The following is a 19,942-nucleotide window of genomic DNA, read 5'->3' as shown; positions in this document are numbered from 1 at the left end:
CTCGACCACGTCGCCGTCGAGCTTGAAGGTACCGTCGTCCGATCGAAAAGCGGGTTCGCGTGCGCCCGAACCCGGGCCCACTGACGTTCACCGGGGTTCTGCTGCCGGACCCACCTGGTACAGCATCACCTGCGCTGTGGAGTTCTTCCCGTCCGTCGATGGCAGTGTGACGGGGAACCCCAGTTCCGTGTCCCCCAAGAACGTCAACTCATGACCCTCGGCGCGCTCGGCAGCAAGCGTGTCCCCTATTCGCACCAACGCGAGCGTGAGCGCCTGGACCGCATCGACGCCGCCGACTCGACTGGACCAGATCACCTCATCGTCTTCGTCCACCAAGCGAACATCGACATACCAATCAGCGCCCGCATCGTCGAATGGCCGCGGGCGCAGGACGATCACGCGTGCAGGCTTCCCATCGCGCACGAGCACACGCCGCGCCACCATGTCGTCACCGAGGATCATCAATCACACTCCACACGGGCCATAAACCGACATTGCACCCCGACCCACGGCCAAGGCTATGTCGATCCGCCAGAGGCGTCACACGTTGAAGCGGAACTCCACCACGTCGCCGTCCTGCATGACGTAGTCCTTGCCCTCGAGGCGTGCCTTGCCGCGCGCGCGGGCCTCCTGCACCGAGCCCGCGGCGACCAGGTCGTCGAACGAGATGACCTCGGCCTTGATGAAGCCCTTCTCGAAGTCGGTGTGGATGACGCCGGCCGCCTGGGGAGCCTTCCAGCCCTTCCCGATCGTCCAGGCGCGCGCCTCCTTCGGGCCGGCCGTGAGGTAGGTCTGCAGTCCCAGCGTGTCGAACCCGATCCGGGCCAGCTGGTCGAGACCGGACTCCTCCTGACCCGTCGAGGCGAGCAGTTCGGCGGCATCCTCCGGGTCGAGGTCGATCAGCTCGGACTCGATCTTCGCGTCCAGGAACACCGCCTTGGCAGGGGCGACGAGCGCCTCCAGCTCGGCCTTCCGCGCGGGATCCGTCAGCACGGCCTCGTCGACGTTGAACACGAAGATGAAGGGCTTGGCGGTGAGCAGCCCGAGCTCCTTGATGGGCTCCAGATCGATGCCGGATGCCGAGAGCAGCACCCCGCGCTCCAGCGCATCCTTCGCGGCCACAGCCGCCTCGAGCACGGAGGGGTCGAGCTTCTTGCCGCGCACCTCCTTCTCGTACCGGGCGATGGCCCGCTCGAGCGTCTCGAGATCCGCGAGCTGGAGCTCTGCGTTGATGGTCTCCATGTCGTTCTTCGGGTCGACGGCGCCGTCGACGTGCACGACGTCGGAGTCGGCGAAGCCGCGCACGACCTGAGCGATCGCATCCGCCTCCCGGATGTTCGCGAGGAACTTGTTGCCCAGCCCTTCGCCCTCGCTGGCGCCGCGGACGATGCCCGCGATGTCGACGAACGAGACCGCGGCGGGCAGGATCCGCTCGCTGCCGAAGATCTCGGCGAGCGTGTCGAGGCGCGGGTCCGGCAGGTTCACGACCCCGACGTTCGGCTCGATCGTGGCGAACGGGTAGTTCGCGGCGAGCACTGAGTTCTTGGTCAGCGCGTTGAAGAGCGTCGACTTGCCGACGTTGGGAAGACCGACGATTCCGATGGTAAGAGCCACGGGAGACCAGTCTAGATGGCCGGGCCGGGGAGCACCGCCCGATACGCCCGGGTCACGTACGGCATCGCCACGGTCGCGTCGCCGGCCGCGCCGATCTCGTCGCAGAGGTCGGCGACGCCTCGCTCGATCCGCGCCCGCTCGGGTGCGTCCGCAGTGATCACGTAACTGCGGGAGCGCACCATGGCCAAGAGGTCCTCGCGCGTCATGGGACGCGACCACGACCAGTCGCCCGTCTCGAGCCCTCGGAACGGCTCCGCGACCGGCGGAGCGCCGGCGGCGAGCATCTTCTCCGCGTTGCTGCCGTGCATGATCCCGGTGAGACGGGCCACCCACGGCACGGTCTCGTCGCGGATGTTCCAGATCAGCCCCAGCACCCCGCCCGGCCTCAGCACCCGTCCCGCCTCGCGCGACGCGGCCACCGGATCCACCCAGTGCCAGGCCTGGCCGAGCACGACCGCGTCGCACTCGTCATCGGCCAGCGGCAGCTGCTCCGCGGTGCCCACCAGGGTCGGCACGCCGGGAACGGCGGCGGCGAGAGCGGCGAGCATGTCCGCATCCGGATCGACGGCGACGACGTCGGCTCCCCCGGCGGCGAGGATGCGGCTCAGCTTGCCGGTGCCCGCCCCCACGTCCGCGACACGCAGCCGCCGGCCGGCGCTCTGCGCCGGCGCGGTCAGCCATGCCACCGCAGCGGCCGGATAGTCCGGGCGGCCGCGCTCGTAGGCGCTCGCCTCGCGGCCGAAGGACGTGGACATCTCATGGTCGGAGGACATGCCCCGACCCTATGTGTCCGCCCCTCGATCGGCGCGCCTGTGCCGGGAACCGGAAGCGGCGGGCGAGGGTGGAAATCGTGCCATTGGAATTCACCGCGATCGATTTCGAGACGGCGAACGCCTCCAGCGCGTCCGCCTGCAGCGTGGGTCTGGCCCGGGTCCGTGACGGACGCGTGGTGGAGACCGCCGGATGGCTCATCCGTCCGCCGGCGGGGCACGACCGCTTCTTCGAGATCAACGTCGGCATCCACGGCATCGAGGAACACCACGTGGCGACGGCGAAGACCTGGAGCGAGCAGCTCCAGGACCTCGTGGCCTTCGCCGGAGACGACGTGCTGGTCGCGCACAACGCCGGATTCGACATGGCCGTGCTGCGCCGGGCGTGCGAAGCGACCGGCGATCCGTGCCCGCCGTACCGCTACGCCTGCAGCGTCCAGGTCGCCCGCCGCACCTATCAGTTGCCGTCGTACCGTCTGCCGATCGCGGCCGCCGCAGCCGGGTTCACCGACCTCGTGCACCACGAGGCGACGTCGGATGCCGTGGCCTCGGCGCACATCATGATCGACGCGGCCCGCCGGTGGGACGCGACCTCCATCCTGGACCTCGCCACGCTGAGCGGCGTGCGGATCGGCGAGATCGCCCCCGCCGAACTGGCCGTGACCGCCGCGGCGTGACCGGGATGTCGGTGGTCTGCGCGATGCTGGCCGGATGGACTTCCTGACCCTCGCGCTCGCCCTGCTGTGCCTCCTGGTCGGCGCCGCACTCGGATGGTTCGCCGCGCACTCCCGCGCCGCTGCCTCCCGTTCCGTCGTCTCGGCGCGCGCGGCCGCCGCCGAGTCCGCCGCCGCGGCCGCCCGCGCGGAGCTGGAACGTCAGGGCGACCTGTATCGCGAGTTCGTGGAACGCGACCGCGCTCAGCAACGAGCCCGGGACGAACGCGACCGTCGCGAGCAGTCCGTCCTCCAGGCCCTCTCCCCCGTGCGTGAGTCGCTGACCCAGATGCAGCAGAAGGTCGACGAGCTCGAACGCGAGCGGCACGCCCAGTACGGCGCCCTTGCGGAGCAGCTGCGGCGCGCGCAGCAGTCCGACGAGGCGCTGCGGGCCACGACCGAATCCCTCTCCAGCGCCCTGCGCTCCTCCAGCACCCGTGGGGTCTGGGGTGAGACGCAGCTGCGGCGCGTCGTCGAAGCGGCCGGTCTCACGCGGCACGTGGACTTCGACGTGCAGTCGTCGATCACCTCGGATGCCGGTGCCGGACGGCCGGACATGATCGTGCGGTTGCCGGGCGGCAAGGCCATCGCGGTCGACGCGAAAGTCCCTCTGGACGCCTATCTCGAAGCGAGCGCGATCCCGGAGTCGGCTCAGGGCGAAGAGGCCGCACGACGCCGCGCCCTCCGCGAACGCCATGTGAAGGCGCTCCGCGCGCACATCGACGCACTGGCGAAGAAGCGGTACTGGCACGGACTGGAGACCAGTCCCGAGTTCGTGGTCTGCTTCGTCCCCATCGAGTCGCTGCTGGCGTCTGCCCTCGACGACGACCCTGCGCTGCTCGACCACGCGTTCCGCCAGCGGGTCGCCCTCGCCTCACCGGTGAACCTCTGGGCGGTGCTCAAGACCGTCGCCTACACGTGGACCCAGCAGGCGGTGTCCGACGAGGCGCGGGAGCTGTTCACCCTCGGATCCCAGCTGTACGAACGGCTGAGCGGCCTGGCCGGGCACGTGGACGAGCTCCGTCGGGGGATCCAGCGCACCGTGGACGGTTACAACAAGTTCGTCGGGTCGCTCGAGTCCCGCGTGCTCGTCAGCGCACGACGCTTCCCCGGCATCGACGAGACCAAGCTCGACACGACCGCCGCGCCCGCGCTGGTCGAGGTGTCCCCGCGTGCGCTCAGCGCGCCGGAATTCACCGCGGCGCTCTCCGCGGTCCGTGCGGCGACCGACGGAAACTCCCCCGCGGAGGAGACCGACACGCCCACCACAACCCTCGCGGAACCGACCATGTCGGATCCCCGGGCCTGATCGGTCCGCCGCGGGACGGCGCTCGGAGCTACCGGATCAGGCCCCGCCGGGCACGAAGCTGAAGAGCACGAGCACGATCGCGGAGACACCGACGAACGCGCCGATCATCCACCAGGGACTGGTTTGCTGTCCCTCTTCCCGGCGGACCCGGAAGAGGACATCCGGGCGTCGCGCCGGATCGTTCGAGACGACCGCGTTCGCCACGACCGCCTGAGCGCCGGTGGGCGGATTCGAGCCGGATGCTGGAGAGGACATCGTTCATCCCTTTCGTTCTCGCTGAATGAGATCGACATCAACGGTGACTCGACGCCCCCATTGTGCCAGACCCCTCTGAGAACGACCGGGGCGACGCGGCGCCGTTCCGGTCAGTGTCCGGTCACAGCCACTTCGAGGTGAGGTGCTCCGACGTGATGCGGCGGAGGGTCCCCGACGCACCGCGGAGGACCACGCTCTCGGTGTACACGTACCCGCCTTCGCGACGCACGCCCGCAACCAGCTGACCGTCCGTGACCCCCGTGGCCACGAACAGCGTGTTGCTCCCGGTGACCAGCTCGTCCGCCTCGTACACGTGGCCGTCGAACTTGAGTCCGGCGTCGATGCCGCGCTGCTTCTCATCGTCGTCCAGGGGCGCGAGACGGCCCTGGATGTGACCGCCGAGCGCCTTGATCGCGCACGCCGTGACGATGCCCTCCGGGCTGCCACCGATGCCCACGCACATGTCGGTACGGGCGTTGTGCCGCGCGGCGTTGATCCCGCCGGCGACGTCGCCGTCGCTCATCAGGCGGGTACCGGCGCCGGCTTCGCGGATCTCCTCGATCAGCCGGTCGTGGCGGTCGCGGTGGAGCACCGAGACGACGAGCTCGTCGACGGGCTTGCCGAGCGCCTTAGCGAGACGCCGGATGTTCTCCCCGATGGGCAGGCGGATGTCGACGACGCCGACACCGGCCGGACCGGTGACGAGTTTGTCCATGTAGAAGACCGTCGAGGCGTCGAGCATCGTGCCGCGGTCGGAGACGGCGATCACGGACAGGGCGTTGTTCCGCCCGGCGGCGGTCAAGGACGTGCCGTCGATCGGGTCGACCGCGACGTCGCACTGCGGGCCGCGACCGGTTCCGACACGCTCTCCGTTGAAGAGCATGGGCGCGTTGTCTTTCTCGCCCTCGCCGATCACGATGACGCCGTCGAAGTTCACGGTGTCCAGGAACGCACGCATGGCGTCGACGGCGGCGCCATCCGCCTCTTCCTTGCGACCGCGGCCGATGAAGGGCACCGACCGGATCGCGGCCGCTTCGGTCGCGCGGACCAGTTCGAGTGCGAGGTTCCGGTCCGGATGCAGCGGACTCATGTCCGCGGTAAGGCTCACCATGCCCGCCAGCCTAGCCACGCTCCGAGAGGCAGACAGGAGATCACGGCGCGGCGCAGGCGAAGTTTTCCCCATTCTTTCCGGCCCGGAATTTCCAGGAGCCGGAAAGCCCCGCTCAGGCGGTCCGGACCTGCTGCGGGCGGGGCCGCTTCGCTAGAGTTGCGGAGAACCCCACGCATCGAGCAAGGAGCAGACAATGCCCGTCGCCACCCCAGATCAGTATGCCGACATGCTGGACCGCGCGAAGGCCGGCGGTTTCGCCTACCCGGCCATCAACGTGTCCAGCTCGCAGTCGATCAACGCCGTCCTGCAGGGGCTCACCGAGGCCGGATCCGACGGGATCATCCAGGTCACCACCGGCGGGGCGGACTACTTCGCCGGCCACACCGTGAAGGCGCGCGCCACCGGCGCCCTCGCATTCGCGCGGTTCGTCACCGAGGTCGCCAAGAGCTACCCGATCACCGTCGCGCTGCACACCGACCACTGCCCGAAGCCCGCGCTGGCCGACTTCGTGTACCCCCTCATCGAGGCCTCCGAGGAGCAGGTCCGCGCCGGCGGCGAGCCGATCTTCCAGTCCCACATGTGGGACGGTTCCGCCGTGCCCCTGGACGAGAACATCGAGATCGCAAAGGAGCTCCTCCCCCGCCTGAAGAACATCAACGCCATCCTCGAGATCGAGGTCGGCGTGGTGGGCGGCGAAGAGGACGGCGTTCAGCACGAGGGCAGCAACGAGGCCCTCTACACGACGGTCGGTGATGTGACGAAGGCCGTGGAGGCGCTCGGTCTCGGCGAGAACGGCCGCTACATCTCCGCACTCACCTTCGGCAACGTGCACGGCGTGTACAAGCCCGGCAACGTGAAGCTCCGCCCGGAGCTCCTGGGCGAGATCCAGGAGGGCATCGCGGCCAAGTTCGGCACCGGCCCGAAGCCCCTCGACCTCGTCTTCCACGGCGGCAGCGGCTCGACGTCCGAAGAGATCGCCCTCGCGGTCGCGAACGGCGTCGTGAAGATGAACATCGACACCGACACCCAGTACGCGTTCACGCGCTCGGTCGCCGGCTTCATGTTCAGCAACTACGACGGCGTGCTCAAGGTCGACGGCGAGGTCGGCAACAAGAAGGCGTACGACCCCCGCGCCTGGGGCAAGATCGCGGAATCGGCGATGGCCGCCCGTGTCGTGGAGGCCACGCAGCAGCTCGGCTCGGCGGGCAAGTCGCTCGGCGTCTGACCGATCGGATGACGGATGCCCCGGCCGATGGCCGGGGCATCCGTGTTCTCAGGACCAGCCCGCGAAGACGTCCAGGATTGTGGGCGCAGCCTCCGGACGCGAGAGGACGACGATCTCGTCGCCGGCCTGCGCGTCGCCGGAACGGACGACCCGGAAGTACGGGCCGAGCCGACGCTCGTCGGCGAACCGCTTGACCCAGCCGCGCTCATGCGGAGCGCCGAGCCAGCGTGCGAACGTCGCACAGGGGGTGCGCGGCGACGTCACCTCGAGGATCAGCCGCTCCCCCACCTGCCACTGCTCCCCCACGACGACCGCGTTCACGTCGATGCCCTCGGTCCGCAGGTTCTCGCCGAACAGGCCGGGCGGGACCGCGCGGCCCAGCTCCTGCTCCCAGAACTCGGCGTCCTCCTGTGCATAGGCGTAGACGGCCTTGTCCAGTCCGCCGTGATGCCTGCGACTCGCCTGCACGTCCGCGCGGACGCCGTATGGGCCCACGCGCACGGGTCCGTCGAGAGGACGCTTGTCGATCCCGGTCACCCCGACCGGCCCGGCGTCCGGATGCAGTTCGTGCACCGCGCAGACCGCGAGGACTCGAGGCATCGCGGTTATCAGCCGACCTGCGCGGTGAGCGCGTCCTGCAGCGCGGACCAGACGGCCGGATCCGACATCAGCGGCACGACGAGCAGAACGGAGGACACCATGTTGAAGACGATCCCGCCGACGAGAGGGATCCAGAAGCTGATCCGCCGGGCGCGCACGCTCATCCAGGACAGGCCGAAGGTGGCGACCCAGCCGATGCCGAGGACGAGCGCTGCGGCCAGTCCCCAGCCCCGCGCGCCGGCCGGATCGGCCAGCTCCTGGTCCACCCCGAAGACACCGAGGAAGGTCGAGGCGAACTGGGCGTAGTCGGTCGCCGCCGGGATGGAGCCCAGCACCGTGAAGAGTCCGTAACCGAGCAGGCCGAACGTGATGATCCGGTCGGCGAGGCGAGGCCCGGACATGGCCTTCACCGCGCTGGCGCGGCCGGCCGGCGCGGTCGGCGGCACGGATGCCGGGGCCGCGGCGGCCGGGACCGTCTCCGGCGTCACGGCGAACGCCGGATCCGGCTGGCGGATGCGCGCGCGCTGTTCCTCCGGCGTCGCGTACTCGCCGTACTGCGGGCGGGGGCGCTGCTGGCCGGTGGGGTCACTCATGCGCCGCTCCGATCCGTCGTCGAGCGACCGCCCCGACGGTCGGCGGTGTCCTGGCGGAGTTCCTTCGGCAGGGAGAAGATCAGATCCTCTTCGGCCGTGCGGACCTCTTCGATGTCGCGGTATCCGGCATCCGAGAGCGCCTCCAGGACCTCCTGGACGAGCACCTCCGGAACCGACGCCCCGCTCGTGACGCCCACCGTCTCGACGCCCTCGAGCCATTCCTGGCGGACCTCGTCGGCGTAGTCGACCCGATAGGCCGCCTTCGCTCCGTGCTCCAGCGCGACCTCGACGAGCCGAACGCTGTTGGACGAGTTCGCCGATCCGACCACGATCACGAGATCCGCGCCGACAGCGACCTTCTTGATCGCGACCTGGCGGTTCTGCGTGGCGTAGCAGATGTCGTCCGAGGGCGGATCCTGCAGGTGCGGGAAACGCAGCCGCAGGCGGCGCACCGTCTCCATGGTCTCGTCGACCGACAACGTCGTCTGCGACAGCCAGACGACCTTCTCCGGATCGCGGACCTCGACGGTGTCGGCATCCGCGGGTGAGTTCACGATCGTGACGTGGTCGGGCGCCTCGCCCGCGGTGCCTTCCACCTCTTCGTGCCCCAGGTGACCGATCAGCAGGATCTGGAAATCGTCCCGCGCGAACCGGACGGCCTCGCGGTGCACCTTCGTGACCAGCGGGCAGGTCGCATCGATCGCCTGCAGGCCACGGTCGGCCGCGGCGGAGACGACGGCCGGCGACACCCCGTGGGCGCTGAAGACGACGTGGGCGCCGGCCGGCACCTCATCGACCTCGTCGACGAAGACGGCCCCCTTGGCCTCGAGCTCGGTGACGACGTGGATGTTGTGCACGATCTGCTTGCGCACGTAGACGGGTGCCCCATAGCGGTCCAGAGCTTTCTCGACCGCGACGACGGCACGGTCCACCCCCGCGCAGTATCCCCGGGGAGCGGCGAGCAGGACCTTCTTGTGTCCGACCACGGGGATATCCTGGAGGCGGCCGCGGCGCCCCGGGATTCGGGGAACGGGCAGATGCACAGCGGTGGAGGTCACCCCCCGATTCTACGGGCGTACCCCTGGACACCGGCCGATGGCTCACGTGAGGAACAACGCATGACGAGGTTTGCACCGGATCCCGTTCCCGGACAGGCCCCGCCCGCCGACTCCGTGCACCCCCGGGAGGCCACGAAGGACGCCCCCACATCGGTCGCCCGATTCAACGAGACCATCCGCGCATTCGTCTCCGGATGGGGCTCGGTGTGGGTCGAGGGCGAGATCACCTCGTGGAACGTCCGCGGCGGCAACGTGTACGGGCGACTCAAGGACCTGACCGCCGACGCGAGCGTCGGGTTCCGCATCTGGTCCTCGACCGTGCAGCGCCTCCCCGACGACCTCAAGATCGGTGACCGCGTCATCGCGAGCGTCAAGTCCGACTACTTCGTGAAGACGGGGGACTTCACGGTCCTGGTCGCGGCGATGCGCCACACCGGGCTGGGCGACCAGCTGGAACGGCTGGAACGGTTGCGTGCCGCACTGCGCGCGGAGGGGCTCTTCTCCCCCGAGCGGAAGAAGCCCCTGCCGTTCCTGCCGCACGTGATCGGGCTCATCACGGGCGAGCGGTCGGACGCAGAGAAGGACGTGCACCGCAACGCCGAACTGCGCTGGCCGCATGTGGAGTTCCGCACGGTGCACGCCGCCGTGCAGGGCGATCGCTGCGTGCCGGAGACGATCGCCGCGCTGAAGACGCTCGACGAGGACCCGGACGTCGACGTGATCATCATCGCCCGCGGCGGCGGGGACCCGCAGCATCTGCTGGGTTTCAGTGACGAACGCCTCCTGCGCGCGGTGGCTGCCGCATCCACCCCGGTGGTCTCCGCGATCGGTCACGAGAACGACCACCCGCTGCTCGACGACGTCGCCGACCTGCGGGCATCCACGCCCACGGATGCCGCCAAGCGTGTCGTCCCGGACGTCTCGGAGCAGCGTGCGCTCGTGCGTCAGCTCCGCTCGCGGCTCGGCTCCCGTCTTGCGATGCGGGTGTCGCACGATATCGCCCAGCTCGAACAGCTCCGCTCGCGGCCCGTGCTCCGCACGCCCGAATCCACCGTCGAACGCCGCTCACACGAAGTCGAGCTCCTCGCCGCCCGAGGCCGCGACACCCTCGAGCGCCGACTCGCCCGCGCCTCCCGCGAGACCGCCGAGCTGCGCGCCTCCCTGCGCGCCCTCTCCCCCGGGGCGACGCTCGCCCGCGGTTACGCGATCGCGCATCTGTCGGGTGGCCTGATCATCCGGGATGCCGCCCAGGCCCCCGACGGGACGGAGGTCGTCGTCAGCGTGGGCCGCGGCTCCTTCGGTGCCCGTTCCGCCGGCGAGGTGTCCGAGGCGACGTCCGGCGACGCGTCGGAGCCCGCCTAGAATGGAAGCCATGTCCGCGCCGCAGGAGAACACCGCCGACGTGGCCTCCCTGTCCTTCGAACAGGCCCGCGACGAGCTCGTGACCGTCGTCGCGGAGCTCGAGCAAGGCTCGCCCACGCTTGAACACTCCCTCGCTCTCTGGGAGCGTGGGGAAGCCCTCGCCGCCCGCTGCGAGGAGTGGCTGCTCGGGGCCAAACGGCGCCTCGACGCCGCCCGCAGCGCGGTGGAGGGCGACGCCTGATGGCGAACCGTGCCCCGCGCGTCGTGGCTGAGCTCGGGCGCCCCGAGACGCCCAGCGAGACCGCCAGCCGCAAGGCGGAGTCCTCGCGCATCTATCGCTCCAGCCAGACCTTCCGGAACCTGATCGCCGCGCTGCTGGTCACCCTCGCCGTCGTCGCGGTGGTCGTCCTGGGCGTTCCCCGCGGAGACGTCGCCACGCCCCCCGACATCGACGTGGCCGAGGTGGCCGCCGGACTCGGCGAGGTCTATGGCCGCACCGTGATCTCCCCCGACGTCCCCGACGACTGGCGGGTCAACGCCGCGAAGATGGAGGGCGACAGCGTCAAGGCGTTCACCGCGGTCTACGTCCCCGACGACACGAGCTTCATCCGGGTGTCGCAGGCCTTCGATCCCGACCCGTCCTGGGCCTCACGCACCCTTTCCGGAGAGGTTCCCGACGGCACGGTGACCATCGATGGAATCACCTGGGACGAGTACCGCATCAGCGACTCCGCCCGCGCGGGGAACATCTCGTATGCGCTGGGCACCCAGGCCGGAACCGACCAGATCCTGATTTACGGCACGGCGGATGCCGAGACGGCCGCGACCGTGGCCGCCGGTCTGACCGACCAGATCACCATCCGCGCGAAGGAGACCCCGTGACCGACACCTCGCTGACCCCGCGCCGCGTGTGGGCGGAGATGCTCGAGGGGAACGCCCGCTTCGTCTCCGGCACTCCGCGCCACCCCCGCCAGGACGTCGAGCGACGGCACGAACTCGCCGGCGGACAGCGTCCGCGGGCTGCGCTGTTCGGATGCTCGGACTCGCGCCTCGCCGCGGAGATCATCTTCGACGAGGGGCTCGGCGACCTGTTCGTCGTGCGCAACGCCGGTCAGGTCATCTCGGACTCCGTGGTCGGAAGTCTCGAATACGCCGTCGAGGTCCTCGGCACGCCGCTCATCGTCGTGCTCGGTCACGACGAATGCGGAGCGGTCCGCGCCGCGATCGACAGCACCGACGTCGACTCGCCTCCGCTGCCCGCGCGCATCTGGCGGCAGATCGCCCCCATCGTGCCGGCCGTCCGCCGCGTCCAGGTGTCCGAGGGCACCGACGCGAAGACCGTGGACGCGGAGCACGTCGGACGTGAGCATCTGCGCGACACGGTCAACGAGCTGCTGCATTCGTCCGAGCTGATCAGCGCCGCCGTCGCCGACGGACGCGTCGCGATCGTCGGCGTGAACTACCGCCTCGCCGAGGGCACGGCCGTGCCCGACTTCATCGTGGGCGCCGCGACCGACGCGGACGCCTGACACCCCCCACCCGCCGACCCGTCAGAGGAGACACCCGTGGCTGAGATCGAATACCGCATCGAGCACGACACGATGGGCGAGGTGCGCGTCCCCGCGTCCGCGCTCTACAGCGCACAGACGCAGCGTGCCGTCGAGAACTTCCCGATCTCGGGCGACTCACTGGACCCGGCGCAGATCGTCGCGCTCGCGCGCATCAAGAAGGCGGCGGCGCTCGCGAACAAGGCGCTCGGCACCCTCGAGGGCCGCATCGCCGACGCGATCGCCGGCGCGGCCGACAAGATCATCGCCGGCGAGCACGCCGATCAGTTCCCCATCGACGTGTACCAGACCGGCAGCGGCACGTCCTCGAACATGAACATGAACGAGGTGCTCGCCACCCTCGCCACGACCGCCCTCGGCGACACGGTCCACCCCAACGACCACGTCAACGCCTCGCAGTCGTCGAACGACGTGTTCCCCACCTCCGTGCACATCGCCGTGACGCAGGAGCTCATCGACGATCTCATCCCGGCGCTCGATCACCTCGCCGTCGCGCTCGAGGAGAAGGCCGTCCTCTGGAAGGACGCGGTCAAGTCCGGACGCACCCACCTGATGGACGCCACCCCGGTCACACTCGGCCAGGAGTTCGGCGGATACGCCCGGCAGATCCGCCTCGGCATCGAGCGCGTACAGGCCGTCATCCCGCACGTCGCGGAGGTCCCGCTGGGCGGCACGGCCGTGGGCACCGGTATCAACACCCCGATCGGTTTCCCGCAGAAGGTGCTCGAACTCATCGTCGCCGAGACGGAGCTGCCCATCACCGAGGCGAAGGACCACTTCGAGGCCCAGGCCAACCGGGACGCCCTCGTGGAGACCTCCGGCGCTCTGCGCACCATCGCCGTCTCGCTCACGAAGATCAACAACGACCTGCGCTGGATGGGGTCGGGACCCAACACCGGGCTCGGCGAACTGCACATCCCGGACCTGCAGCCGGGCTCGTCGATCATGCCCGGCAAGGTCAACCCTGTCGTCCCGGAGGCGACGCTGATGGTCTGTGCGCGCGTCATCGGGAACGACGCGACGATCGCCTGGGCCGGCGCTTCCGGTTCGTTCGAACTGAACGTCGCCATCCCGGTCATGGGCACCGCCCTGCTCGAGTCGATCCGGCTGCTGGCCAACACGGTGCGCGTCCTCGCCGACAAGACCATCTCCGGCCTCGAGGCGAACCTCGAACGTGCCGCCGCCTACGCGGGCATGTCGCCGTCCATCGTCACCCCGCTGAACAAGCTGATCGGCTACGAGGCGGCCGCCAAGATCGCGAAGTACTCGGTCGCGAACGGTAAGACGATCCGCGAGTCCGTCGTCGAGATGGGCTACATCGAGCGCGGAGAGCTGACGGTGGAGCAGCTGGACGAGAAGCTGGACCTGCTGTCGATGACCCACCCGGGCTGAGCCGTACGGCAAACGGGCCCGATCAGGCGATAATCGGAGGGTGAAGCAAACGCCGAGAATGCTCTCGGCGCGCGTCAAGACACTGGGGGCGATCCTCCTTGTGGCGTGCGCCGGGCTGATCATCGCGGGCGCCATCACCTTCTCGATCCAGTACGCCCGCTCCATCGACGCGGTCGACGATCGCCTGCACTCCAAGGTCGAGTCGTTGCGCCCCCTTGCGGATGCGGAGTCGGTCGAGGCCTACCTCGACCTGATCGTCTCCGGATACCTCGGCGCACAGAACGAGGGCGTCGTCGGACTCGTCGACGGCGCCCCCGTCGTGCACCCTGACGCCGGCAACCAGTTCGTCGACATCGACGACCCGGCACTGGTCTCCGCAGCGCTCGCCTCCCTCGCGAGGTCGTCGGGCAGCGGACCGGTCCTCGGGACTGTTCCGACGGACACCGGCGACGTCCGCTACATCGCACAGGGCCTCCGGGTACCCGGGGATCCCGCCGAAGGGGTGTATCTGCGCGCCGTCGACCTGGACGTCGAACTCACCCCCGTCGCCGCCGCGATCACGACCTATGTGCTGTCCGCCGTCGCGGTGATGGCGGCACTCGGTTTCGCGAGCTGGTTCCTCACCGGACGGCTCCTCTCGCCGCTGCGCCAGCTGCGCGAGGCCGCGGACGCGGTCTCCTTCGACGACCTGGGCACCCGGGTACCGGAAGAGGGCGACCACGAGATCGCCGATCTGTCCCGGACGATGAACTCCATGCTCGACCGCTTGGAGACCTCCGTCAGCAGCCAGCGGCAGTTGCTGGACGACATCCGGCACGAACTCAAGACGCCCATCACCATCATCCGCGGACACCTGGAGATGATGGACGTCGAGGATCCCGCGGATGTCACCGGCATCCGCGAGATGGGGATCTCGGAACTCGACCGGCTCACCCGCCTGGTGGACGACATCGACCTCCTCTCCTCCGCCCAGGGCGACCAGTTCGAGATGCGACCGATCGACGTGGGCCTGCTGACCGAACGCGTCGGCGAGCTCACCGCGGGTCTGCCCGGCCATCCCTTCTCGATCGTGCATCGCGCCCGCGGCGTGTTCATCGGCGACGCCGATCGGCTCACGCAGGCCTGGCTCCAGCTCGCGGAGAACGCCGCGAAGTACACGCCGGCGGGCTCACCTGTGGAGATCGGCAGCGAGCTGGACGGGAACGAGGTGCGGCTGTGGGTGCGCGATCACGGCGCCGGCATCCCGCCCGCGTCGCGCCGACGCATCTTCCAGCGCTTCGCCCGGGTGGACACGAGCCGCAGCATCGGCGGCTCCGGTCTCGGCCTCGCAATCGTCGAGGCGATCGCGCATGCGCACGAAGGGTCCTGCGACGTCACGGACACCCCCGGCGGCGGTGCCACCTTCACGATCCACGTACCGGCGGGGCAGTATCCGGCCCCCGCCGTCCCCACCCCCGTGCGCGCCGGCGACGTCGTGCTCCAGCGAGAGGCCACCACATGACACTCATCCTGATCGCGGAGGACGAACCCCGGATCTCGTCCTTCGTGCGGCGGGGCCTGGAGTCCGCGGGATTCTCGGCGGAGGTCGTCGAGGACGGCGGGGTCGCCCTGGAGCGTGCCCTCGCCGGGGACGTCGATCTCCTGCTGCTCGATGTCGGTCTGCCCGGCCTCGACGGCTTCGAGGTGCTCCGGAACCTGCGCGGGCAGGGTTCCACCCTGCCGGTCATCATGCTCACCGCCCGCAGCAGCACGCGGGACACCGTCGACGGGCTGAACGCGGGCGCGAACGACTACGTGCCCAAGCCCTTCAAATTCGACGAGCTGCTGGCCCGGGTGCGTTCCCGGCTGCGTGAGAACACCACGGCGGGCAGTATCGCCATCGTGCACCGGGACGTCACCCTCGACGTGCTCTCCCGGCGGGCGACCGTCGCCGGCCGGGAAGTCGACCTCTCCGCCCGGGAGTTCGCCCTCGCCGAGCAGTTCCTGCGCCACCCGGGCCAGGTGCTCAGCCGCGAGCAGCTCCTCAGCCGCGTCTGGGGCCTCGACTTCGACCCGGGTTCGAACGTCGTCGACGTGTACGTGCGCTACCTGCGGGCAAAGTTCGGCGCCGATCGCATCTCGACCGTCCGCGGAGCCGGCTACCGCTGGGAGTGACCAGGCGCGTTCGCCCGCGTCCGAGACCATCCGTGCGGACGAAGAAGCCCCCGGCGCTGGGGGACGCCGGGGGCTGCAGAGAATCACGAGACCCGAACTCGTGACCGTCCTCGCATACCGGGGGGAATGGCGAGACGTTTTCTCTCTTCAACGCCCGTGTCGATCTGGGGGAATCGGACAGGCGGACGAGCGACATGTCCCGTCGCTCGTACGACCATCCTGCCGGGACCCGGCGAGAGCGCAAGGAACGACTCGTGAGAGATTTCTCATGCACTCACCGGGGTCCCCTCAGGACAGTTCCGCGGCCTCCAGCAGATCCGTGACCAGCGCGGCGATCGCCGACCGCTCCGAGCGGGTCAGCGTGACGTGCCCGAACAACCCGTGCCCGCGCAGCGTCTCGATGACGGAGGCGATACCGTCGTGGCGACCGACCCGCAGGTTGTCGCGCTGAGCCACGTCGTGGGTGAGGACGACCCGCGAGTTCTGACCGATCCGGCTGAGCACGGTCAGCAGGACGTTCCGCTCGAGGGACTGCGCCTCGTCCACGATCACGAAGGCGTCGTGCAGCGATCGGCCCCGGATGTGGGTCAACGGCAGTACCTCGAGCAGTCCCCGCTCCAGGACCTCCTCCAGGACGTTCCCGCTGACCACCGAGCCCAGCGTGTCGAACACCGCCTGGCCCCAGGGACTCATCTTCTCCTGCGCGTCCCCCGGCAGATACCCGAGCTCCTGCCCGCCTACCGCGAACAACGGGCGGAACACGATGATCTTCCGCTGCTGCTGCCGCTCCAGCACCGCCTCCAGACCCGCGCACAGGGCCAGCGCGGACTTACCCGTGCCCGCCCGCCCACCCAAGGACACGATGCCCACCTCGGGATCGAGCAGCAGGTCGATGGCGATACGCTGCTCAGCCGAGCGCCCGTGCAGTCCGAACACCTCGCGGTCGCCGCGGACGAGCCGGAACTGACCTTCACCGGTGATCCGGCCGAGGGCGGAGCCGCGTTCCGAGTGGATGATCAGCCCCGTGTTCACGGGCAGTCCCACGACGTCCGGGCTGATGGCCACCTCGCTCTCGTACAGGTCGCTGATCTCGTCGCCGGACAGATCCACGTTCGCGATGCCGGTCCAGCTCGAGTCCGCGGCCTGCTCGGCGAGGTACTCCTCGGCAACGATGCCCAGGGACGCGGCCTTCACCCGCATCGGCAGGTCCTTCGAGACCACCGTGACGGCGTGCCCCTCCCGCATCAGGTGCATCGCGACCGCGAGGATGCGGGTGTCGTTGTCGCCGAGCCGCATCCCGATCGGCAGCACGCTGGGATCGGTGTTGGTGAGCTCCACCCGGAGAGTCCCGCCCTCCCCGACGGGGACGGGGAAATCCAGCCGGCCGTACTCGACGCGCAACTCGTCCAGGTGACGCAGCGCCTGCCGTGCGAAGTAGCCGAGTTCGGGGTCGTGACGCTTCGCCTCGAGTTCTGTGATGACGACGACCGGGATCACTACGGAGTGCTCCGCGAAACGGAAGAACGCCCGGGGATCGCTCAGCAGCACCGACGTGTCCAAAACATAAGAGCGCAGGTCAGTCTCCTGATCTGCGCTCTCGAGGACGTCCGCCCGCTGCCGCTGCTGTGGTGCTCGTGTGGTCACAACCCGCTCCCACCCCGGGCTCTCACCCGGTGTCACTCGCGTCGACCGTGGGTTGCGAGTCGCTTCCTGAGGCCGACCCGACCGGGCGCCGTGCCCGATGTGATGAACGTACGACGCGGCGGGCGCGCCACGCCACCTTGCGGTCGGGCGTGTCGTGTTAACAACCCGTGAACGGTGGCGTCCGGCGCACTCAGCCGCCGAAGCGGCGGTCCCGCGATGCGTAATCGCGGATGGCGCGGAGGAAGTCGACCTCGCGCAGGTCGGGTCCGAGCGCCTCGACGAAGTAGAACTCGCTGTGCGCCGACTGCCACAGCAGGAAGTCGCTCAGCCGCTGCTCCCCCGAGGTCCGGATCACGAGATCGGGGTCGGGCAGCCCGCCGGTGTACAGATGCTCACCGATCTGCTCGGGGGTGAGGCTGGCGGCGAGCTCCTCCAGGGATCCGCCGCGCTCGTCGTGCTGCGTGATGATGCTGCGCACCGCATCGACGATCTCGCTGCGGCCGCCGTAGCCGACGGCGAGGTTCACGTGCATGCCCGTGTGCCCGGCGGTCCGGGCATCCGTGTCCGCCAGCACCCGCGCCAGATCCGCCGGTAGGAGGTCCGCCCGCCCGACGTGCTGGACGCGCCAGTCGCGTTCGTGCGAGAGCTCGTCGGCGAGTTCGGCGATGATCTGGATGAGGTCGGCGAGCTCCTGCGAGTCGCGCTTGCTGAGGTTGTCGGTGGACAGCAGGTACAGCGACACGACCCGCACACCCAGGTCGTCGCACCAGCGCAGGAACTCGCGCATCTTCGCCGCGCCGGCGCGGTGACCGTGCGCGGCCGTGTCGTACCCGAGCTGCCGGGCCCAGCGGCGGTTCCCGTCGATCATCATCGCGACGTGCCCGGGGACGTTCTCGGCGGGGATGCGGCGACGCAGCCGATTGCTGTACAGCCGGTAGAGGGGGCCCAGGCCCTCACTCGCACGTCCGCTGGTCACCCCCCTACGCTACTCCGCCGATGACTTCGCTCATGCTCCGGATCATGTCCACAGTCCGGAATATGTGCAGCCTGGGGCATGCCTCCCGCCCTACGCTGGACGTATGGCAGCCCGCTCACGCGACGAGGACGTTCCCTCACTCCCCCTGCTGCAAGAAGCGACCGACGACGCGCACGTCGATATCAAACCCACCTGGCGCGGCTGGATCCACGCCGGGACCTTCCCGGTCGCCATCGTGGCCGGGGTGGTCCTCATCGGCGTGGCGGACGGTACCGCCGCCAAATGGGCAGCGGCCGTGTTCATGACGACGTCTCTCCTGCTCTTCGGCAACTCGGCGCTCTACCACCGCTTCGACTGGGGCCCGCGTACGCTGGCGGTGCTCAAGCGCATCGACCACGCCAACATCATGCTGCTGATCGCGGGCACCTACACCCCGCTCGCGGTGCTCGCTCTGCCGCCGTCGAAATCCGTGCTCCTGCTCTCGCTCGTCTGGGGCGGGGCGCTGGTCGGCATCCTGTTCCGCGTGTTCTGGATCAACGCACCCCGGTGGCTGTACGTCGCGCTCTACCTCGCCTTGGGCTGGGCGGCTGTGATGTACATCGGTGACCTGCTCGCGGCGAATGTGGCGATGATGTTCCTCGTCATCGTCGGAGGCCTGCTCTACACCGGCGGGGCCATCGTGTACGCGATGAAGCGGCCGAACCCCTGGCCGGGCGTGTTCGGGTTCCACGAGATCTTCCACGTGTGCACCGTGCTCGCGTTCCTCTGCCACTGGGCCGCGTGCCTGCTCATCTGCCTGCACCCGGCCTACAACGGCTGACTCAGCGTCGGGGATCGTCCGCGGGATCGATGTCCTGGTCGTCCGTGTCCGAGTCGCGGGTCGCGGCAGCGCCCTGCTCGGCGGAGAGCTCCTCCGCGTCGAGCATCTCGCGCACCTCGGCGCGGTAGCGTCCCCGGCGGATGCGGCGCAGCATGTCCCAGACCAGGAGCGCGACGGCCACGCCGACGAGGGCGATCACCGCGAAACCCCAGGGGCCGGGCGTCACGAGGTTCGGGTCCACCGTGCCCTCCACCGGTGTCGGCGTCGTGCTCGCGGCCAGAAGCCACCACCCGTACTGCATCCGTGTCCCCTGTCCCGCGCGAGAGCGCATAGCCTGGAAGTACCAGCCTAATTCCCGATCAGAGACGTGATGACGACCCAGCAGATTCTCGATGACCGATACGGCCGTTCCACCCGTGTGCGGGGCACCCGGTTCTGGACGGTCGTGGCCACCATCGCCATCGCGGCCGCGGTCGGCGTCGCCGCCTGGTACGCCTTCGCTATCCCCGCCAACACCGTCAGCGTCGACACCACGGCGTACGAGTTGGTCGACGAGCACACCGTGTCCGTGTCGTTCCAGGTCTCGGCTCCGACCGGCGAGCCCCTGGCCTGCGCCCTGGAAGCACAGGACGAGGAACACGGCATCGTCGGCTGGCGGGTCGTCGAATACCCGGCGGGGGACGCCCACACGCGGGCGTTCCGGGAGACGATCCCGGTCACCGCGCCCGCCACGACAGGTTTTGTCAACACCTGCTGGGTGCCGTAGTCTGTCCGCACG

General features: G+C 69.5%; 23 protein-coding genes. 12 read left to right on the top strand and 11 right to left on the bottom strand.

Annotated elements, in window-relative coordinates:
• Positions 1 to 87 precede the first annotated feature (87 nt).
• The 3 genes from F6J84_RS05320 to F6J84_RS05310 all read right to left on the bottom strand — a co-directional run bounded on the left by F6J84_RS05320 (position 88) and on the right by F6J84_RS05310 (position 2,387).
• Entirely contained in the window at positions 88 to 462 is a 375-nt protein-coding gene (locus F6J84_RS05320) for a DUF6968 family protein (RefSeq protein WP_150971973.1), read from the bottom strand.
• Between the two features lie 78 nt (positions 463 to 540).
• Complete coding sequence (ychF, locus tag F6J84_RS05315; RefSeq protein ID WP_150971971.1) at positions 541 to 1,614, bottom strand: redox-regulated ATPase YchF; 1,074 nt, start codon at positions 1,612 to 1,614, stop codon at positions 541 to 543.
• Positions 1,615 to 1,625: 11 nt separating this feature from the next.
• Positions 1,626 to 2,387: a class I SAM-dependent methyltransferase gene (locus tag F6J84_RS05310; protein WP_150971969.1), complete on the bottom strand. Its 762-nt coding sequence runs from the start codon at positions 2,385 to 2,387 to the stop codon at positions 1,626 to 1,628.
• Positions 2,388 to 2,464: 77 nt separating this feature from the next.
• On the opposite strand from F6J84_RS05310, the gene F6J84_RS05305 reads away from it, so the two are divergent.
• Both F6J84_RS05305 and F6J84_RS05300 read left to right on the top strand, forming a co-directional pair.
• Entirely contained in the window at positions 2,465 to 3,061 is a 597-nt protein-coding gene (locus F6J84_RS05305; protein WP_150971967.1) for an exonuclease domain-containing protein, read from the top strand.
• Positions 3,062 to 3,095: 34 nt separating this feature from the next.
• Positions 3,096 to 4,406 (top strand): DNA recombination protein RmuC, encoded by a 1,311-nt coding sequence (locus F6J84_RS05300; protein WP_150971965.1) that lies wholly within the window; start codon positions 3,096 to 3,098, stop codon positions 4,404 to 4,406.
• Between the two features lie 36 nt (positions 4,407 to 4,442).
• On the opposite strand, the gene F6J84_RS05295 is transcribed toward F6J84_RS05300, so the two are convergent.
• Together F6J84_RS05295 and glpX are read right to left on the bottom strand one after the other, a co-directional pair.
• On the bottom strand, positions 4,443 to 4,661 hold the full coding sequence (locus F6J84_RS05295; protein WP_150971962.1) for a UDP-N-acetylmuramyl pentapeptide phosphotransferase: 219 nt from the start codon (positions 4,659 to 4,661) through the stop codon (positions 4,443 to 4,445).
• Positions 4,662 to 4,782: 121 nt separating this feature from the next.
• A complete protein-coding gene (gene glpX, locus F6J84_RS05290; protein ID WP_150971960.1) occupies positions 4,783 to 5,772 on the bottom strand; it encodes a class II fructose-bisphosphatase in 990 nt (329 codons plus the stop codon).
• 193 nt (positions 5,773 to 5,965) lie between these two features.
• Here glpX and fbaA point away from each other — a divergent pair, with 193 nt between their 5' ends.
• A complete protein-coding gene (gene fbaA / locus F6J84_RS05285) occupies positions 5,966 to 6,997 on the top strand; it encodes a class II fructose-bisphosphate aldolase (protein WP_150971958.1) in 1,032 nt (343 codons plus the stop codon).
• Positions 6,998 to 7,045: 48 nt separating this feature from the next.
• Here fbaA and F6J84_RS05280 read toward each other — a convergent pair whose 3' ends face one another.
• From F6J84_RS05280 to F6J84_RS05270, 3 genes are read right to left on the bottom strand one after another with little or no spacing between them, the layout of a single operon-like run.
• Complete coding sequence (locus tag F6J84_RS05280; RefSeq protein WP_191905761.1) at positions 7,046 to 7,597, bottom strand: MOSC domain-containing protein; 552 nt, start codon at positions 7,595 to 7,597, stop codon at positions 7,046 to 7,048.
• 8 nt (positions 7,598 to 7,605) lie between these two features.
• Positions 7,606 to 8,190, bottom strand: a complete 585-nt coding sequence (locus tag F6J84_RS05275; protein WP_150971953.1) for a DUF6264 family protein — start codon at positions 8,188 to 8,190, stop codon at positions 7,606 to 7,608.
• Entirely contained in the window at positions 8,187 to 9,176 is a 990-nt protein-coding gene (locus F6J84_RS05270) for a 4-hydroxy-3-methylbut-2-enyl diphosphate reductase (RefSeq protein ID WP_150974699.1), read from the bottom strand. The genes F6J84_RS05275 and F6J84_RS05270 overlap by 4 nt, the downstream gene beginning before the upstream one ends.
• Positions 9,177 to 9,308: 132 nt before the next feature.
• Here F6J84_RS05270 and xseA point away from each other — a divergent pair, with 132 nt between their 5' ends.
• From xseA to F6J84_RS05235, 7 genes are read left to right on the top strand one after another with little or no spacing between them, the layout of a single operon-like run.
• Positions 9,309 to 10,610 carry an exodeoxyribonuclease VII large subunit gene (gene xseA, locus F6J84_RS05265; protein WP_150971952.1) on the top strand — a complete coding sequence of 434 codons (1,302 nt, stop codon included), beginning with the start codon at positions 9,309 to 9,311 and terminating at the stop codon, positions 10,608 to 10,610.
• A 10-nt stretch (positions 10,611 to 10,620) separates the two neighbouring features.
• Positions 10,621 to 10,851, top strand: a complete 231-nt coding sequence (locus F6J84_RS05260) for an exodeoxyribonuclease VII small subunit (protein ID WP_396652360.1) — start codon at positions 10,621 to 10,623, stop codon at positions 10,849 to 10,851.
• The gene (locus F6J84_RS05255; protein WP_150971949.1) at positions 10,851 to 11,492 is read left to right on the top strand and encodes a DUF4245 family protein; all 642 of its coding nucleotides are present in this window, start codon (positions 10,851 to 10,853) and stop codon (positions 11,490 to 11,492) included. Before F6J84_RS05260 ends, F6J84_RS05255 begins: the two co-directional genes overlap by 1 nt.
• Positions 11,493 to 11,530: 38 nt before the next feature.
• The gene (locus F6J84_RS05250) at positions 11,531 to 12,139 is read left to right on the top strand and encodes a carbonic anhydrase (protein WP_150974698.1); all 609 of its coding nucleotides are present in this window, start codon (positions 11,531 to 11,533) and stop codon (positions 12,137 to 12,139) included.
• Positions 12,140 to 12,175: 36 nt separating this feature from the next.
• Complete coding sequence (locus tag F6J84_RS05245) at positions 12,176 to 13,570, top strand: class II fumarate hydratase (RefSeq protein ID WP_150971947.1); 1,395 nt, start codon at positions 12,176 to 12,178, stop codon at positions 13,568 to 13,570.
• 40 nt (positions 13,571 to 13,610) lie between these two features.
• Positions 13,611 to 15,071, top strand: a complete 1,461-nt coding sequence (locus tag F6J84_RS05240) for a sensor histidine kinase (protein ID WP_191905760.1) — start codon at positions 13,611 to 13,613, stop codon at positions 15,069 to 15,071.
• Positions 15,068 to 15,724: a response regulator transcription factor gene (locus tag F6J84_RS05235; protein ID WP_150894861.1), complete on the top strand. Its 657-nt coding sequence runs from the start codon at positions 15,068 to 15,070 to the stop codon at positions 15,722 to 15,724. The genes F6J84_RS05240 and F6J84_RS05235 overlap by 4 nt, the downstream gene beginning before the upstream one ends.
• 288 nt (positions 15,725 to 16,012) lie before the next feature.
• Here the strand turns inward: F6J84_RS05235 and F6J84_RS05230 are convergent, their stop codons facing one another.
• Complete coding sequence (locus F6J84_RS05230; protein WP_150894863.1) at positions 16,013 to 17,368, bottom strand: PhoH family protein; 1,356 nt, start codon at positions 17,366 to 17,368, stop codon at positions 16,013 to 16,015.
• A gap of 190 nt (positions 17,369 to 17,558) precedes the next feature.
• Positions 17,559 to 18,344 carry an isoprenyl transferase gene (locus F6J84_RS05225; RefSeq protein ID WP_150971945.1) on the bottom strand — a complete coding sequence of 262 codons (786 nt, stop codon included), beginning with the start codon at positions 18,342 to 18,344 and terminating at the stop codon, positions 17,559 to 17,561.
• A 103-nt stretch (positions 18,345 to 18,447) separates the two neighbouring features.
• On the opposite strand from F6J84_RS05225, the gene trhA reads away from it, so the two are divergent.
• The gene (gene trhA / locus F6J84_RS05220) at positions 18,448 to 19,164 is read left to right on the top strand and encodes a PAQR family membrane homeostasis protein TrhA (RefSeq protein ID WP_150971943.1); all 717 of its coding nucleotides are present in this window, start codon (positions 18,448 to 18,450) and stop codon (positions 19,162 to 19,164) included.
• A 1-nt stretch (position 19,165) separates the two neighbouring features.
• On the opposite strand, the gene F6J84_RS05215 is transcribed toward trhA, so the two are convergent.
• Positions 19,166 to 19,465, bottom strand: coding sequence for a hypothetical protein (locus F6J84_RS05215; RefSeq protein WP_150971941.1), 300 nt, complete (start codon positions 19,463 to 19,465; stop codon positions 19,166 to 19,168).
• A gap of 69 nt (positions 19,466 to 19,534) precedes the next feature.
• Here F6J84_RS05215 and F6J84_RS05210 point away from each other — a divergent pair, with 69 nt between their 5' ends.
• Positions 19,535 to 19,930: a DUF4307 domain-containing protein gene (locus F6J84_RS05210; RefSeq protein ID WP_150894869.1), complete on the top strand. Its 396-nt coding sequence runs from the start codon at positions 19,535 to 19,537 to the stop codon at positions 19,928 to 19,930.
• Positions 19,931 to 19,942 lie beyond the last annotated feature (12 nt).

Origin of the sequence: Microbacterium caowuchunii, assembly GCF_008727755.1 — a bacterium.
GTDB lineage: Bacteria > Actinomycetota > Actinomycetes > Actinomycetales > Microbacteriaceae > Microbacterium > Microbacterium caowuchunii.
This window is presented reverse-complemented; position numbering and strand designations above follow the sequence as displayed.

Excerpts from the sequence above, each read along its gene's own strand:
- F6J84_RS05310 (WP_150971969.1), bottom strand. The coding sequence starts at position 2,387 with ATGTCCTCCGACCATGAGATGTCCACGTCCTTCGGCCGCGAGGCGAGC.
- F6J84_RS05215 (WP_150971941.1), bottom strand. The coding sequence starts at position 19,465 with ATGCAGTACGGGTGGTGGCTTCTGGCCGCGAGCACGACGCCGACACCG.
- F6J84_RS05210 (WP_150894869.1), top strand. The coding sequence starts at position 19,535 with ATGACGACCCAGCAGATTCTCGATGACCGATACGGCCGTTCCACCCGT.
- F6J84_RS05320 (WP_150971973.1), bottom strand. The coding sequence starts at position 462 with ATGATCCTCGGTGACGACATGGTGGCGCGGCGTGTGCTCGTGCGCGAT.
- F6J84_RS05250 (WP_150974698.1), top strand. The coding sequence starts at position 11,531 with ATGCTCGAGGGGAACGCCCGCTTCGTCTCCGGCACTCCGCGCCACCCC.
- F6J84_RS05260 (WP_396652360.1), top strand. The coding sequence starts at position 10,621 with ATGTCCGCGCCGCAGGAGAACACCGCCGACGTGGCCTCCCTGTCCTTC.
- F6J84_RS05280 (WP_191905761.1), bottom strand. The coding sequence starts at position 7,597 with ATGCCTCGAGTCCTCGCGGTCTGCGCGGTGCACGAACTGCATCCGGAC.
- F6J84_RS05275 (WP_150971953.1), bottom strand. The coding sequence starts at position 8,190 with ATGAGTGACCCCACCGGCCAGCAGCGCCCCCGCCCGCAGTACGGCGAG.
- F6J84_RS05300 (WP_150971965.1), top strand. The coding sequence starts at position 3,096 with ATGGACTTCCTGACCCTCGCGCTCGCCCTGCTGTGCCTCCTGGTCGGC.
- xseA (WP_150971952.1), top strand. The coding sequence starts at position 9,309 with ATGACGAGGTTTGCACCGGATCCCGTTCCCGGACAGGCCCCGCCCGCC.
- F6J84_RS05255 (WP_150971949.1), top strand. The coding sequence starts at position 10,851 with ATGGCGAACCGTGCCCCGCGCGTCGTGGCTGAGCTCGGGCGCCCCGAG.
- F6J84_RS05295 (WP_150971962.1), bottom strand. The coding sequence starts at position 4,661 with ATGTCCTCTCCAGCATCCGGCTCGAATCCGCCCACCGGCGCTCAGGCG.
- F6J84_RS05235 (WP_150894861.1), top strand. The coding sequence starts at position 15,068 with ATGACACTCATCCTGATCGCGGAGGACGAACCCCGGATCTCGTCCTTC.
- trhA (WP_150971943.1), top strand. The coding sequence starts at position 18,448 with ATGGCAGCCCGCTCACGCGACGAGGACGTTCCCTCACTCCCCCTGCTG.
- glpX (WP_150971960.1), bottom strand. The coding sequence starts at position 5,772 with ATGGTGAGCCTTACCGCGGACATGAGTCCGCTGCATCCGGACCGGAAC.
- fbaA (WP_150971958.1), top strand. The coding sequence starts at position 5,966 with ATGCCCGTCGCCACCCCAGATCAGTATGCCGACATGCTGGACCGCGCG.